This is a genomic window from Sphingobacterium multivorum (assembly GCF_900457465.1).
GTDB classification, from domain to species: Bacteria; Bacteroidota; Bacteroidia; order Sphingobacteriales; family Sphingobacteriaceae; genus Sphingobacterium; species Sphingobacterium multivorum.
In genome coordinates this window covers 1,158,254-1,173,003 of the sequence record NZ_UAUU01000011.1, presented here as the reverse complement: position 1 = coordinate 1,173,003, position 14,750 = coordinate 1,158,254, and the positions used below count along the sequence as shown (strand labels likewise).

12 protein-coding genes are annotated in these 14,750 nt (G+C 41.6%); 2 read left to right on the top strand and 10 right to left on the bottom strand.

Annotated elements, in window-relative coordinates:
* Nucleotides 1-2: 2 nt before the first annotated feature.
* Nucleotides 3-488, bottom strand: a complete 486-nt coding sequence (locus tag DTA23_RS22235; RefSeq protein WP_070567915.1) for a DUF2271 domain-containing protein — start codon at nt 486-488, stop codon at nt 3-5.
* 118 nt (nt 489-606) lie between these two features.
* Nucleotides 607-2,112, bottom strand: a complete 1,506-nt coding sequence (locus DTA23_RS22230; protein WP_112376559.1) for an ankyrin repeat domain-containing protein — start codon at nt 2,110-2,112, stop codon at nt 607-609.
* Nucleotides 2,113-2,536: 424 nt separating this feature from the next.
* On the opposite strand from DTA23_RS22230, the gene DTA23_RS28095 reads away from it, so the two are divergent.
* A complete protein-coding gene (locus tag DTA23_RS28095; protein WP_218565449.1) occupies nt 2,537-3,055 on the top strand; it encodes an alpha/beta fold hydrolase in 519 nt (172 codons plus the stop codon).
* The gene (locus tag DTA23_RS28090) at nt 2,992-3,480 is read left to right on the top strand and encodes a serine aminopeptidase domain-containing protein (protein ID WP_218565448.1); all 489 of its coding nucleotides are present in this window, start codon (nt 2,992-2,994) and stop codon (nt 3,478-3,480) included. The genes DTA23_RS28095 and DTA23_RS28090 overlap by 64 nt, the downstream gene beginning before the upstream one ends.
* Here the strand turns inward: DTA23_RS28090 and DTA23_RS22220 are convergent.
* The 8 genes from DTA23_RS22220 to DTA23_RS28080 all read right to left on the bottom strand — a co-directional run bounded on the left by DTA23_RS22220 (nt 3,472) and on the right by DTA23_RS28080 (nt 14,745).
* A complete protein-coding gene (locus DTA23_RS22220; RefSeq protein WP_112376077.1) occupies nt 3,472-4,533 on the bottom strand; it encodes an acyltransferase family protein in 1,062 nt (353 codons plus the stop codon). The genes DTA23_RS28090 and DTA23_RS22220 overlap by 9 nt on opposite strands.
* A gap of 67 nt (nt 4,534-4,600) precedes the next feature.
* Entirely contained in the window at nt 4,601-5,701 is a 1,101-nt protein-coding gene (locus DTA23_RS22215) for a family 43 glycosylhydrolase (protein ID WP_239468834.1), read from the bottom strand.
* A 42-nt stretch (nt 5,702-5,743) separates the two neighbouring features.
* Nucleotides 5,744-8,218 carry a glutaminase family protein gene (locus DTA23_RS22210; RefSeq protein ID WP_112376075.1) on the bottom strand — a complete coding sequence of 825 codons (2,475 nt, stop codon included), beginning with the start codon at nt 8,216-8,218 and terminating at the stop codon, nt 5,744-5,746.
* An 89-nt stretch (nt 8,219-8,307) separates the two neighbouring features.
* Nucleotides 8,308-10,152, bottom strand: a complete 1,845-nt coding sequence (locus DTA23_RS22205) for a glycoside hydrolase family 2 protein (protein ID WP_239468833.1) — start codon at nt 10,150-10,152, stop codon at nt 8,308-8,310.
* A 38-nt stretch (nt 10,153-10,190) separates the two neighbouring features.
* Nucleotides 10,191-12,236 carry a beta-L-arabinofuranosidase domain-containing protein gene (locus tag DTA23_RS22200; RefSeq protein WP_112376073.1) on the bottom strand — a complete coding sequence of 682 codons (2,046 nt, stop codon included), beginning with the start codon at nt 12,234-12,236 and terminating at the stop codon, nt 10,191-10,193.
* A 2-nt stretch (nt 12,237-12,238) separates the two neighbouring features.
* A complete protein-coding gene (locus DTA23_RS22195) occupies nt 12,239-12,913 on the bottom strand; it encodes a DUF3823 domain-containing protein (RefSeq protein WP_046675395.1) in 675 nt (224 codons plus the stop codon).
* Between the two features lie 10 nt (nt 12,914-12,923).
* Nucleotides 12,924-13,997 carry a RagB/SusD family nutrient uptake outer membrane protein gene (locus DTA23_RS28085; protein ID WP_218565447.1) on the bottom strand — a complete coding sequence of 358 codons (1,074 nt, stop codon included), beginning with the start codon at nt 13,995-13,997 and terminating at the stop codon, nt 12,924-12,926.
* Nucleotides 13,969-14,745 carry a RagB/SusD family nutrient uptake outer membrane protein gene (locus DTA23_RS28080; RefSeq protein ID WP_218565446.1) on the bottom strand — a complete coding sequence of 259 codons (777 nt, stop codon included), beginning with the start codon at nt 14,743-14,745 and terminating at the stop codon, nt 13,969-13,971. Before DTA23_RS28080 ends, DTA23_RS28085 begins: the two co-directional genes overlap by 29 nt.
* Between the last annotated feature and the right edge of the window lie 5 nt (nt 14,746-14,750).

Here is a 14,750-nt window from a genome sequence, read left to right as displayed (position 1 = left end):
TTTTATTGTATTTTATTTAACTTGACAAGTTTGATATATCCCTTGCCGTTCGCTTTTTCGGTAATGGCTTCTTTTGTTAAAGGGATTTCAACATCGGCAGTATGATATTTTTGTTCCTCTACAGCAGATTCAAAACGGAGTTTATACCCTTTGTTGAACTTCGATTCGTCAATATCCAATGTACGCATGGCACGGTCACCGCCACCCACTGAAGCACCCGTCACCGCATTTAACTTTTCTTTCGTTTTATTTTGGAACTTGTACCATTCCTTGATGGTATTATACCATTGTTTATCAGATCCCAATACGGCGAGTGTTTTTTCGTAAGCTCCACTAGGATTAATCAGTGAAATCACGACGTAGGCTTTCTCACCTTCGTAGGCATTCATTTGGATCATGCACTTATATTTAGCTGCCTGTGCGAAAGAGCTTAGGGCTGCCATTGAAAATAAAAGAGTGGCTATCGTTGTTTTAAATATGTTATTCATCTTCAATTGTATCTAATTTTAAGGTATCCGTAGTCCGTTCAGCGTTACCAATATTTTTATTATTTATCGGGATATTTCATCGATATGATTAGAAATACCACTGAAATACGATGTTGTCTTATTTCAAAAAGTCAAGCTGCACATTGGACTTAGCTAAGAAATCGTTATCTTTCGCCAGGTCATAAGCTGTTTCATCGAATTCTGTTTTCAATTCCTTTTTTGCACCAAGCGAAACCAATGTTTTTAATATGGAATCGTCTTTAGCTAGGAGAGCTGCCTTATGTAGTGCCGTCGTTCCTTCTTTATCTTGTGCGTTAATGTCTACTCCAAGTTCGCTAGCTTTCTGGATCAGCTTCACATTCTCTTTGGCTACTGCCAAATGATACAATGTACTACCATTTTTTTGCGGAGCAATAACGTCCAATCCGTTCGTCTTAAGGATCGCTAATTTTTCTTTAAACTCATCCCCTTGTGACACATTTCCCTGACCACCTGGTCTGCCCCCCTGTGGCAATTCCTTGTAAGAATTAAACCAATAGAACGCTAAGTTATTGCCCTCCTTATCCAATACCTTGGTATCGGCTCCATTTTTAACCAATGCCGCAGCTACTTCAGGAGTTCCATTTGCTATTGCTTTAGTCAATGCAGATTCTCCTTTTTCATTTACAGCATTCACATTTTTCGCTTTAGTAAGCAGCAACTCGACCAATTTAGCATCTTTACCACTAGCAGCCACCATAAGTGCCGTATTTCCTTCGTTGTCAGCTTTTGCGACATCTACACCTTTATCCAAAAAATAATTGATCACATCCATATCTGGCCTACGAACCAAAGCATGCAGTACAGTAGCACCTTCCTTATTTACCGCCTTAGGATCCAATTTGAACTTTTCAACCAAATAGGTATAAACCGCCAAACCGTTAGAAGCTTGTCTAGAACCTTGAGTCGCAAAAAACAACGCATTGTTGGTCGGCTTTACACCACGGGCGATGAATTTCTCCATAAGCGCGGTATTTCCAAGTTTAGCAGCATAATCCGTTACCGTACGGCCCGACTCATCTTTATCTTGAATAGATAATCCTTTTTTTATGAAATAATCCGTCAATGCCAGGTCCTTGTCTGCAGACGCTGCAAGCATCATCAAAGTTGCACAACCTTCATATTTCTGTTTGGGATTCACACCTGCTTTAAACAAGGCATCATACACAGCAGTATTTGTATTTCCTGTTGAAGCTGCATAAGCGACAATTGAGTAACCATGGCTATCTTGGTAATTGACATCAGATCCCTTCGCTATTAAAAAATCGACCAATTCAGCATTTCCACTTGACGCTGCCCAGTGTAAATAACTACGGCTGTGATGTGTCTTCTTGGTTACACTATTCCCTTCTTGTTCGATCATGAATTTGACGACATCAGTCGGAGCACCATTTAATATAGCCATAGTGACCGGATCAAAGGATGCCGCATTCGGCTGAGAAGGGCTATTTCCTTTGCTGATTTCTGCTTTAACAACGGTCAATGTAGGTTTGCCCTTCCAGAACTCGCCGTTCATCAACGAGTTTGTCTGCGCCTGTGCATAAGATGCAGCGAATAATAAAGCTGCCAAAAGTGTCTTTTTCATTCTTTTATTTGTCTTTTGAAGGTGATGGAGCAACATAACCTATTCATTCCCTACTCAATTATTCTGCAAATTGAGCTTTAATTATACGATAACACGGGTCGGAATATATCGTGTTGGTTTCATCAGAATATGTGTAAACGCGTATATTTTTAGAACATGGATGCGTTCCGAATTCGATGTTTGCAACAATTTCTGCATACAGACAAGCCCATGTTTAAAATAGATCAGCTACTTTATTTAAATTAATTCTAAATTAATGCAAATCTAAAAAATATTCCCAAACCACAAAAATTAATCGTGCTAATTTTTATTGATCAATTGCCCTGAAAGGCTTTCGGCTTCATCCGAACAACATCTGAAAGAAGATTGTTAAACTTGCAAATGCACTAAAATTATCTTACTTTACTTAAAATAAAGTGGTATAATGAGCAAGGTAGTTTCCAATTTTTATACAATCAGCGCAACGACTGAACCTGAACATAAAATTTTCTATCGTCTGTATGTACCCGACGACAATCAAATAGTGGCAACATTACTCTTGGTTCATGGCATGCAGGAACATAGTGGTCGGTACGAAGAATTGGCCAGTTATCTGACTACACAGAATTTTGCGGTTTTAAGCTACGATCAATTGGGCCATGGAAAAACGGCGCTACAGGTCGATCAATTGGGTTATTTTAAAAAGCATGGGGCTAAAAAACAACTTATTGATGACGCCATTACAATGAGTAACTTCTTACGTGAAACCTATCCGCAACTGCCTCAATTTATTTTAGGGCATTCCATGGGATCCTTTGTCACACGTTGTGTTTTACAAAAAATTGGTCGGCAATTTAAGGGGCCATTATCGTGGGGACAGGCCAACGTCAAAAAGGATCCATGGCCTTTCGCCTTTTACTCACTCTTCTCAATAGTATTGCCCCTAAAGGAAGAAGTAAATTGATCAATCGCATTTTTGACAAACGTAATAATGCTCGGTTTAAGAACGAGCCTAACCAAAATAACAGCAATTGGTTAAGCATAAGCAAGACAAACCGTATTTCATTTTTGGAAGATCCTCTTTGTGGGGGATTGTTTACCAACAATGGGTTTCATACCGTATTAGACCTTTCCTTGCAAGCGACAGCTATCGAGGCTACCAAGAATATCCCAAAAAACCTACCAATTGTATTTATCAGCGGACAGGATGATCCAATTGGAGATTTTGGCATAGGCGTTGAAAAAAGTGCGGCACAGTTAAGGGCACAGGGACAGACCGATATAACCCTTAAATTATATGCAGGCATGCGGCATGAAATTCTTAATGAAGACTGCAAAATGGAGGTATTCCAGTTCATCAGTAGCTGGCTTCATCGCCATTTACTTTAGTTTTCGACCGTAATATTTCCGAATAGGCTCATCTAAATAGTTAAAGACTAATAAAGATAAAAAAATCAACAACAGCATTCCAATAACAATAATCACAGCCATTTGCTTATTCGATGGGTGATTAAGTTCTACATAGCTCATAAAAATCCAGATAAATGGATAATGAATGATATAGAGCGGATAGGAGATATCACCTAAAAACTTGCATAACTTCTTGACCCCTCCAAACACAGGCTGCCCTCCTATCCCCAGTAAGAGTAATAAAGGAAAATAGAAGATAACGACAATAGGATCAATGTATTTACCATAAGCTTCAGAAAATGGAATAAAAAATACGGCGGCAAGTAGACCTAGAACACCGAAAAAAGGAAGCTTGTTGGAAATGGTCCAGTTCGATCTAAAAATAAGTAGTCCCATTGAAAACGAAAACCATAAACGAATTCCACCAGCCCAAAAGTTGTCTGCTCCAAAACCGACAGCTAAATAGCCCGAACGAAATGATTCGGCACATAGCGCTGCTGCACCAAGGAGCACTATCCCCCAAAGAAACTTTTTTGGAATCCGTACCAGTACCAAAGCATAGGCTATATTAGCGATATACTCCCAAAATAGCGACCATGTAGGTGGGTTTAAATGAAAAAGATTAAAATAGCGTTCTGGTACAACCGGGTATGGAATCAACGTTATCCCACTGATGAACATCCCCATCTTTTGCAAAACAGAAAATGAGCCAGACAAACTGCTGAATGGATCGTAAATAAATGCGAATAAACCAATCAACGTACCGATGATAACCAATGGGTGCAATCGCAGCAAACGCAAGAGAAAGAATCGTTTTAGACCGATTGCGGCCAGCTTCTGATCGTAGGCATAGGCAATGACAAAACCCGATAAACAAAAGAAAAAATCAACGGCTAAATAGCTATGTGGAATAAAACTATTTCGATAATCCGGTTGGGCGATTTCCATAAAGTGAAACAGGACGACTGCGATTGCGGCTACCCCACGCATGGCGTCAAGAAGTTCAAAATGTTTCTTCGTTTGATGTACCATATTTTTTATCGGCAGCGAAAATTAAGACCGACGAAGATCGAAGATCCGCTGCTAGCTATTGCAAATGCTATTTAAAATTAAACGTTGGTGCTGGTTGTGGCGCAACACTGCTGGTTGTCCCTTCAATTTTTGGCCAGTCCTTATCCCAGACGATCTGATCCAACAATAGCATCCGGCGATTTCCCCCCGTAGCAACACGAGGCTGTTTTGGATCGATACCATGATAGAGTATCCAATCTTTTCCCTTGTCGTCTGTAATAATGCGCGAAGTATGGCCCGTCCCCACAAATTGATCATTTCCTTTTAACAACAGTGTTCCACTCCCCCGCTGTGTAAGGTTGCGGCCTTCTTGATCCACATAGGGTCCTTTCAGATGGCGAGAGCGCCCCACAAGAACATGATAACTGCTTTTTTCTCCTTCACAACAGGAGCCTTTGGACCCGACAAAGTAATAGTACCCTTTCCGTTTATGAATCACAACGGCTTCAAAATCTCCTGCGGCAACTTTAAATTTTTTATTTAAATCGGGTACCACTGTCCCATTTTTATCCAGTTCAACACCATATGTACCCTGCGTGCTCGCATCGCTAAAACTGCCCCAGAATAGATAGTTCTGCCCATTTTCCGTAAAAAAATAAGGGTCTATTGAATTCGGCACATCGATCTCCTTGCTATCAAAAAGTTTACCTTGATCGATAAAGGGGCCTTCCGGTCTAGCTGCTAGGGCTACACCGATGCCGGGATTGGGATCACCCCATGTGGAATAGGCATAATATAAAAGATACTTACCATTTAACTGCACCACATCGGGGGCCCAGATTCCGCCTTCTGCTTTCCAACCCGGTTTAGTTGGGAAGGCGGTTCCGATCCATGTCCAGTTTACAAGATCGGTGGATTGTAGAATAGACACCAGACGTTGTCCCTTTCCGTCGCCCCAATTGTCGGCTGTCCCATATGCATAGAACATTTTGCGCTGTGGATCTCTAACGACTGTAGGATCAGCAAGTATGGGCTCAAAAACCGGATTGCTATAGGTTTTATGCTGAGCCGTGGCATTTGCTATTTGTTCCGACGGCTTCACTGAACCTGTAGCGCTTCCACAAGAGCTCAACAGGTTCAGTACGGCAACTCCGCCAATCCAATATCTGAACAACATTGCATTCAACATCTTATTATTCTATTTATATTATTTTCTATATCATAGGAAAAGCTATTTTGCTTTTCCCAATTTCTCTTCCAACATTTTGATAAAATACCCGCCAACAACAGATCGTGCTTTAAATCCTGCTCTTTTAGGACGGTCTGTATAAGTCCAATCCGACATGGGAACGCGATCGGTTGTTTCGTTCATAAAACGGTAGACTGGCTTCAAAAATGCCTCAAAGGTAGGCTTATCATCTGCCATAGTCGCCGTCCAAATAATCCAATCGGTTTTGGTATAAGGCTGACGGTTGTCCAGGGGAAGTCCGTATTTATTTTGTTTGCCGAGATAGTATTTAATTTCAGTTTCACGGATAGAAGGGTCGAAAATATCCATCTTAAGCAATTTATCCCAGACCATATTATACTTTTGGCTCCAGGTTCCGGTTTTATCAAAAGTTAACTTGTAGTGATCCCCATCTTCGGCCATCTTTTTCCATTTCATCGCCATTGCTTTTGCTTCGGTCAAATACTTTTTCGCCGTAGCCTCTTCACCAAGCATTTGGGCCAGATACCCGTAAGATGCAATACCCAAAATAGCTTTAATGGATAAATTGGCATTATGCGCAAAGTGGCCTGCAAAATCATCTGTACACAACTGATTTTCGGGGTCAAGACCTTTATCGACTAGATAATCTACCCAGGTAGACAACACTTTCCAATGTTTTTTGGCATATGCGGCATTGCCTTCCACCTTCGCTAAAGCATAAGTTAATAGCAGCATATTTCCCGATTCTTCGACAGGCATATCTCCACCGTAAGTTTGGCCATTCGCTAAAGGATAGGTCCCAACATCATGCGCAGCAAAAGGTTTTGTCCACTTATTGCTTTCACTATAATAAAAAATGGCGTTCATTAGTGCTTTTGCCAGTTCTGGATTATAGTAAAGGAAAATCGGAGCCGAAGGATAGGTTACATCAACTGTTCCTATTGACCCATTGCTATCATTTTCCTTGGACAGTAAAAGCAGATCGCCATTGGGTGCTTTTACAAGTTTATGAGCGGCGATTGCCTGTCTATAGGCCAAGGCACATAATGCAGCATAGTCCTCACCTCCGTTGCGCAAAGCTGTACCCCATAATTCGGCATCAAATTTATCAGCAGCCTTTTTGAGAACAGTATACTCTTTGTCGGCCAGTTCAAATTGTTTCTCAATGGAACTATTTCCATTGGTATTCCAATAAGGTCGTAAATTTTGTCCAAAATATTGGATCGAGTACAGGTCATCATAGCCCAACAAGATCTTATCCTGGTAGCTTGATGAGACATCAAAAGTTTGCATCAGTGCCAATTGTTGCCCTCCATTTGGAGAAGAGCTATTTTCACTCTTCAGAAAATTAGAGCGTAATTGATGGCTACTTCCGACCGCTGACTTTGTCTTAGATTTTGCACCTGCCATATAGAAATACCCCCAATCTATCCGTAGGTCGTCACCCTTCTTTCCTAGAACCTGCTGGCTTTTGCTTCCTGTCTTTACAAATTGGAGATTTCCGGAAATAAAGGAACTGCTTGTCGCATCTTGAAGAGGAGAATTCAGTGCCCAATTTGGTGCTGCCTCCAAATAAAGTTGTACCTGGTGTTTCTTGCCATCCTTCGCATGGACTGTATAGGAAAGATAATTTACGGGTCTAGCCATTAAGTCCAATTTATCCAAAAACATCGGCGCAGTAAATGTAATATTTAAGTCCACGGGCCCGCAGTTAAACGAATAATGTGTTTGTGTTGCCTGCACATTGGAAGTGATCTGATTCGCTTCATTGTCGAATTGAATACTACCTTCTTTTTCTGTAAAGAGTCCAAAATCAAAATATCCATTCGCTACCCTATTATAGCAATAACCCGCGAGTATATTTTTTCCTTTCTTCAATGTTTTTACGACATGTTCGGGCAGCTTGACCCGACTATTTTTACCTGTCGAATTGCCTGTATTAGCAACCTCAATACCGTTGACGTACAAAATAGCGTCATCGTCATGTGTAAATTCGATATATACGGATTTGCCCGTAAGATCCTCAGTCAGTTCAACTTCCCTTCTAACCCAAATTTTAGGTTCCTGCCAATCAGTCTCCACATTGGGTTCTTTGTCCTTGGTACCGAATGGCGCTGCCCCCATTTTCCATTGCCGTGCATCAAATGAAGGTTTCATCCAGTCTGAGGCAGGTTCGCTGACAACGTAACTTCCCGTCCAAGCCGCATGTTCGCCCATCCGGGCCAAAGGCAAGAGTTCAGCCTCTTCTTTGCCCAGGAAGCGATAGGGTTTTCCATCCACTTTAAGGACGCCCAATAAGGGAAAGGATTTTCCGGTCCAATGGCGTACAACATCTGCATTCAATTCGTTGCTATAGGACCAGGCACTTGTATTCGGGTCAATTGTTACTAAAGGATAGGCAGGCGCGCGAAGATCATTCTTAAGGACTTGTTTTTGTGCAAACGACGATACCGATTGACATACAATAGCCGTTGCAATTAGTAATTTTAATTTCATTGATTTCGTATAAATAGGTTTAGGTTGACCGGTATATTTTCAGCGATAAATTTAGGCCGCAACCCGTTTTGCGGCCATATCGCTATCAATTATTTGGTAGGTGCATTATAAAGCGCCTGATGTGCAGCCTTCAATTCTGCTTCAGGCATTTTTACAACTTTACGATCATAAGTCATCAAACCATTTGTTTCTACTTCCACATCTGTTGTCTGTGTATAAACAGCGGCCGACAATCCCATCGGAATTAGACGTGTCAAATCATGGATAAGACGTTTGTAACGCTCCAATAATTCCGTTTTATTCTTGAAACTTTGGTATCCCCAGTTGTCTTTCTGTTGCCAAGAATGTCCGTCTATCGGTAATCCCAGACCACCGAATTCACCCAATGCAAGCACTTGTTTAGCACCAAACAAATTTGGATCAGGCATGGCTGCATCCGGATAATTATGGATATCCAAGATATGTCCAGTTTCCATAAAGTTACCACCACTGGCGCTATTTACGAGTCTTGACGGGTCATTAGCCACGGTCCATTCCGTAATTTCCTTCGTTTTGAATTGCCCCCAAGCCTCATTGAAAGGCACCCAGATGACAATACTTGGATAGTTGTGCAATACCTCCATAATGGTTTTCCACTCTTTCCGGTAGTAATTCTCAGATTCCTGTGAACGTACTTTATCCCGATTGCCACCTGAAATCTTTCCCGGTTGCATATCCCAATGATTTCCACCAAGATCGCCGCTAGGCATATCTTGCCAGACAAGCATACCTATACTATCACAGTACCGATACCAACGTGCCGGTTCTACCTTGATATGCTTACGGATCATATTGAATCCCATTTCCTTTGTTTTGACGACATCAAACTTCAGCGCTTCATCCGTTGGCGCGGTATGTAGACCATCCGGCCACCAGCCTTGATCCAATGGACCATATTGGAAAGTAAACTTATTGTTTAACATTAAACGTTGAACGCCGTTTTCATCTTTCTGCATGGCTATCTTCCGCATGGCGAAGTAGCTTTTCGCCTGGTCTACGATTTTTCCTTTTCGAATCAGCTGAATTTCCAGATCATAGAGTTTAGGGTTACTCGGCGACCAGGGCTCCAGATTGGGTACCGAAAGATCAAAAGATGTATTGGGTTGTCCTATTTGTTCTTTAATAAGCTTTCCGCCATCCAATGCACGCACCTTTATTTCGTCACCGGCTTGGCTTCCCTCTACGGAAGCTTGAAAGGCCAAGACAGCATCGTCCAATCGCGGTGTCTGTTTGGTACTTACAATGTAAGTTTGTGGAACACTTTCTAACCAAACGGTCTGCCAAATTCCCGTCACTGGTGTATACCATATACCATTCGGCTTGTTCACCTGTTTACCCCGTGGTTGTGGACCATCATCAGTCGGATCCCATACCCGAATGGCTATTTCCTGTTTCGCTCCTTTCTTTAGGAAGCTTGTCACATCCATCGAAAATGGATCAAAACCACCTTCATGTCTTCCGACCAATTGATTATTTACATACACATCACATTGCCAATCTACGGCACCGAAATGCAACAGGACCTTATTTTTATGGACAGACTTGTCCAATGTTATGGTATTGTTATACCATAAGGCTTTATCTTTTCCAACCTCTTTACCAACACCGGACAATGCCGATTCAATTGCAAAAGGAACAAGGATGTTGCCGTCCCATTGCCGAGGAATCTCTTTAGTACCTACCGGAGTGACAGCATATTTCCATAGTCCATTTAAATTCTGCCAGTTATTGGTTCTGATTAATTGTGGCCTAGGGTATTCAGGATGTGGCTTTTGGGCCGTTACTTTCTCGCCCCAGGGGGTTAATATATGTGATCCGGCGGGTTTCCAATCCTGAGCAAAGTTCAATTGTGCTGCCATCATCAAACTGGCAAAAAATAAGGTTTTCTTCATCATAAAAAATCGTTAAGTCATTTATTTATATCGTATTTATATTATTTCACCGTGGGAAAAGCAGCAATGCGCAAACGTGCTGCTCCCATTGGAATTAGTTCAACTTCCTGTACCTCGCTTTTGCTTTCCACGGGGCTCAGAGGCAATACCCCCGTTAACCCGTTTTCATCAATTTTCCACCCATCGATACGTTTCGCTTTCACAAGAATCGAAATAGGTACTGCTTCTGCGTCGAAAGGAAATGCATCTTTAGGCCATGGTCGTTTGACCACTTTTAGGTGGTTAACAGCTTGCAATTGATTTTGTACAAGTCCGTAATTCCAATCACTTGCAGGAAGGATTTCATAGGATGGCCACTTGGATGGATCTGCAGTCTCCTGCCATTTGGAATCTCCTATTGCCGAAGCCTTACTATCTTTTTTCACATAATTCTCTTTGATTTTAAGGGCATAGGTCAATGGTCCACGCTGGATACTCACTGAATTTTTATTGGCTGTCCATGTTTTCAGATCTATGGTCATTGGTAAGGAAAGTTCGACCTTGTCGCCGTCTTTCCACTGCCGTTGAATCCGAATATATTTTGCACCAGCTTCCACAGCTTGGCTTTTACCATTAACCGTTACTTTCGCTTGTTTCTCCCAGGCTGGAATACGGAGATAAAAGGGAAAATCAACCGTTTTACCATGTGTTCCTATTTCAAATCGTAGCGATTCTTCAAAAGGATAATTGGACTCTTGCCGGATCTGAATAGCCTGCTTGTTTCCGACGTTGATTTCAGCCTTTGATGCGGCATATAGTACTGCCGCAACACCGTTATCATTCGTTGCCATATACAAATGCTCAGCATAATATGGCCAGCCCTGACTGTGATTATGCTGACAACAGCGTGAACTGAAGGGATTCATCATTAAAAATGGCCCGTTATTATCAATTCCAGGAGCATGATTATGGCTGTCGCTGATGGTCATATTTGGACTTGTAATATACCTTAAGGCCTTGAAATCTGCTGTTACGGCTGCTGGATAGGTATTGAAAGCGACTTCCTCCGCATGATCTGCCCAAAATGGGTCGCCTGTTATCCCAAGAAGGATTTCATTGGACGCCATCTGTTCGACCATACCACAGGTTTCCACCCCTTGACGGGGATCGGTATATCCTGGACGTGCATTTTCATCGGCACCGAACATACCGCCTGGAACCTGACCAAATACCTGCCTGACAAAATGAAAATTAGCGTAGGTCGCATTCAGGTCTTCACTCGATTGGCTTTTCAGATAATAGGTTGCCGGCTCTCTGAAACACTGCGCTACATTAACATTATGCCAATTCGGCAAATCATCTTTCTGGCGCCAATTGGCGGTATTCCGATGGATTTTATCTGCTAAATCCATCAGCCATTCATTCCCCTGTGTTCTATTATAGAGCCAATAAACCGAGAGCAGATTGTCACCACCCCGACTATTTTCCCAATAGTCTTTAAGAAAAAAACTATCCGGCAAATTGGCCTGCCATTTAAAATAATTGGTCATCAAGGTTAAGACACGTTGGTCACCGCTATATTCATAATAAGATTGCAGGCACCACAACATCAACATATTCCCCCAAAGATCTGGTTTGTTGTTACGCAGAATCAATGGCCCAAAGTATCCATCAGAACGCTGGCTTTTTAGTGCGGCTTCCAACCATATCTTTGACTCCGCTAGGATTGTAGGATCTTTTAAGATGTAGCCCAGATTAGCATAACCTTTTAGCCAATAAGGAACTTCTTCCCAGCCATAATCTCCTTTCCCATCCGTACTTAACCAAGCATTATTTTTTTTGGATAGCCAAGCGCTAATTTCGCCCAAATGACCTGTGAGACCATCTTTTTGCAACGCTAGGTACTTCCCTAACCAGCCTTCAGGCACTATACTGCCTACCGGCAATTTCAGCAAGGCATTTTGTCTCAGTGGAGCCCTATTGTTCACGTATTGTGTATTCTTACCTGTCAACGGCAATTGGTTTACGGAAGTTGCTATTCTTGATTGAGCCGACGTAGCTAAGCCAAACCCCAACAATAAGCTTAAAAAGCCAATTCTTTTAATCATTTTTATTTTAGTTTCTTTGGTTCACTATCGTACAGCGCCTCGGTAATCCCATTTACCCGTAACCCTACGCGCGCATACACCGCTGCGCTCTTGGTCAAAATATCTTTGATATCCAGTTCCAATTCGACATGGCCGGCATTTAATCCAGTTTTTTCCATCTTATATGTATATTGGCCCAAATCCACAAATTTTGTATCATTGACCAATAAGGTGACTAAATCAATCGTTCTTGAAGCATCTATCGTTTCGATATCAAAAGATGCTTTAAGGATATTTCCTTGTGTGTTATAGGTTATATTACTCATCATGTAGTAGGGTTTCACCTGATAATCCACTGTGGTATTGCCCTTCACATCAACTAGCAACGTATCGGCGCTGCTCACCCATGGTCCATTTCCACTGGTTGTCACCAATTTGTACTTTCCATCGAAAAGTTTCGTAGAAAACGAACCATCTTGAGTTAAATAAACATTAATAGGAGACCGAAATTGATAACCATCCTGCCAGAGTTGAAGATAGACCGATTGATTGGATCCTCTCAGCCCCAAAGGTTTGGAATTATAGGTTACATGTCCGCTTAATGTGCTTTGTGGTGCATCATAATTATCTTTGCCACAAGCAAAAACACCCAAGAGTAAACACAAACCGACTATTAATTTACAAAAAAAAGTTTTCATAAGAATAATGCTATTGATAAGGATTTCGGACTAGCTTCGGATTGTTGTTAATCCAATTTTGGTCAACGAAATTATAATAGTTCTGATATTTAAAATTTCGCGGATAGAGCGTATGGCTAGATTTCTGTTTCTCGAAAACCCACTTGCCATTGTTAGGATCCCCAGGAGCATATATTTTATACGGAAATAGGGCATAGTGCACCGCATTGTAATTATCAGCACTTCCGTTCCAAATTTCGTGTGCAATGCGTAAACGCTTGAGATCCCAGTAGCGATGATCTTCGAATGCAAATTCAACTCGACGTTCCTGAATGATATCATTTAAAGAAATAGTCGTCAATGCTTGTATTCCCGCGCGCTCCCTGATCTTATTGATATATCCAGTCAACTCAGCTTGCGGTTTACCAAGTTCAAGCCCCGACTCTGCAGCGATCAACAGAAATTCAGCATAACGAAAACGGACAAACCAAATATCCGAACCGCGCCCGCGTGTAGAGGCATCTTTATTTTCGTCAATAAACTTCCGGATATTAAATCCAGTTTTATTGACATACATATCGTTGGAAGTCGTAGGGCCATCCTCACTCGTAACAAGTCCGCCAAATTTATCATTTGAGGAACCAGGCGAACCTGTTACTGTCTTCCATGTACCATTTTCTTTATACCGAACCCCCGCCTGATAAGTTATTTTCGTTCCAGCAAAATCTGCTCCGGAGTAAATTACCGTACCATACAAGCGTGCATCCTTATTGGCAAAAAGATCTTCGGGATTTGTATAATAAACATAGTCACCAGCAGCAGTCTTCGTTTTCAGATCCCCTTTTCGATCATTTGTATATTCAAATGCTTCCACCAAATTGAGTACTGGAGTTACGAAATTGGCATCAATATCACCGCGGACAGATGAGGCTATATTATTATTGGTAAAAGAATGGGTCTCACCAGGATAAGCATAGTCTTTTGCCCAAATTACTTCATTGCTTGATTTTGAGGTTACGGCAAGATAAAAGTTCTTGCCCTTATCCGGATTTGCATTATACAGCGCATAAGGACTATTATTTATAATATCCAAAGCAGTTTTCATAAGCTGTCTGATAATATTTAATTGCTTCAGATGCAGGGATGCCCACCTCATTTCCTGCAGTCTTCACGTCTGGAGTTTTATAGTTATACTTGGCTATGGAAGCAGCATATAAACTTGCGCGGGCTTTTAACGCCAAAGCTGTCCATTTATTGGCTCTCGCCGAATTGATGGTTTTCTCTGTACCGAGCATTTTAGCCGCTTCAGTACATTCACTGATGACATAATTATAACTTTCAGCCTCGGTTGCACGCGACAACTGTAATTCTGCTGGATCCATTCCACTTGTATAATCATATACTTTATCACCCACCATTGGCACTCCCCCCAAACGCTTGATCATATTAAAATAAGTCCAGGCACGGATAAAGCGGGCCTCACCTTCAATGCTCTTTTTATTGTTGTCATCTAATGTTGATTGTCGGACACCTACAATAAATTGGTTTAGATTTCGGATCAATTCATAATCATACATCCGCCAAAAATCATTTGGAAACTCCTGCATATTGTTGGGAGAACCACTGGAAAATCCTGCTTCATCTAGCATCGCAAAGGAGCCGTTGTCGCCAAATTGCTGGCCCCAGCTGACTCTTCCATAGTAATTGGCCAACACTGACTTCACCATATTTTGATCTGAAAATATCTGATCATCGGTAAAAATAGCCTGTGATTCCCTGTCCAAAAACTTATTACAGCTTGAGAATGCACATACTAAACATACACCCCATAAAATAACCTTCCTCTTTATCATTTTCA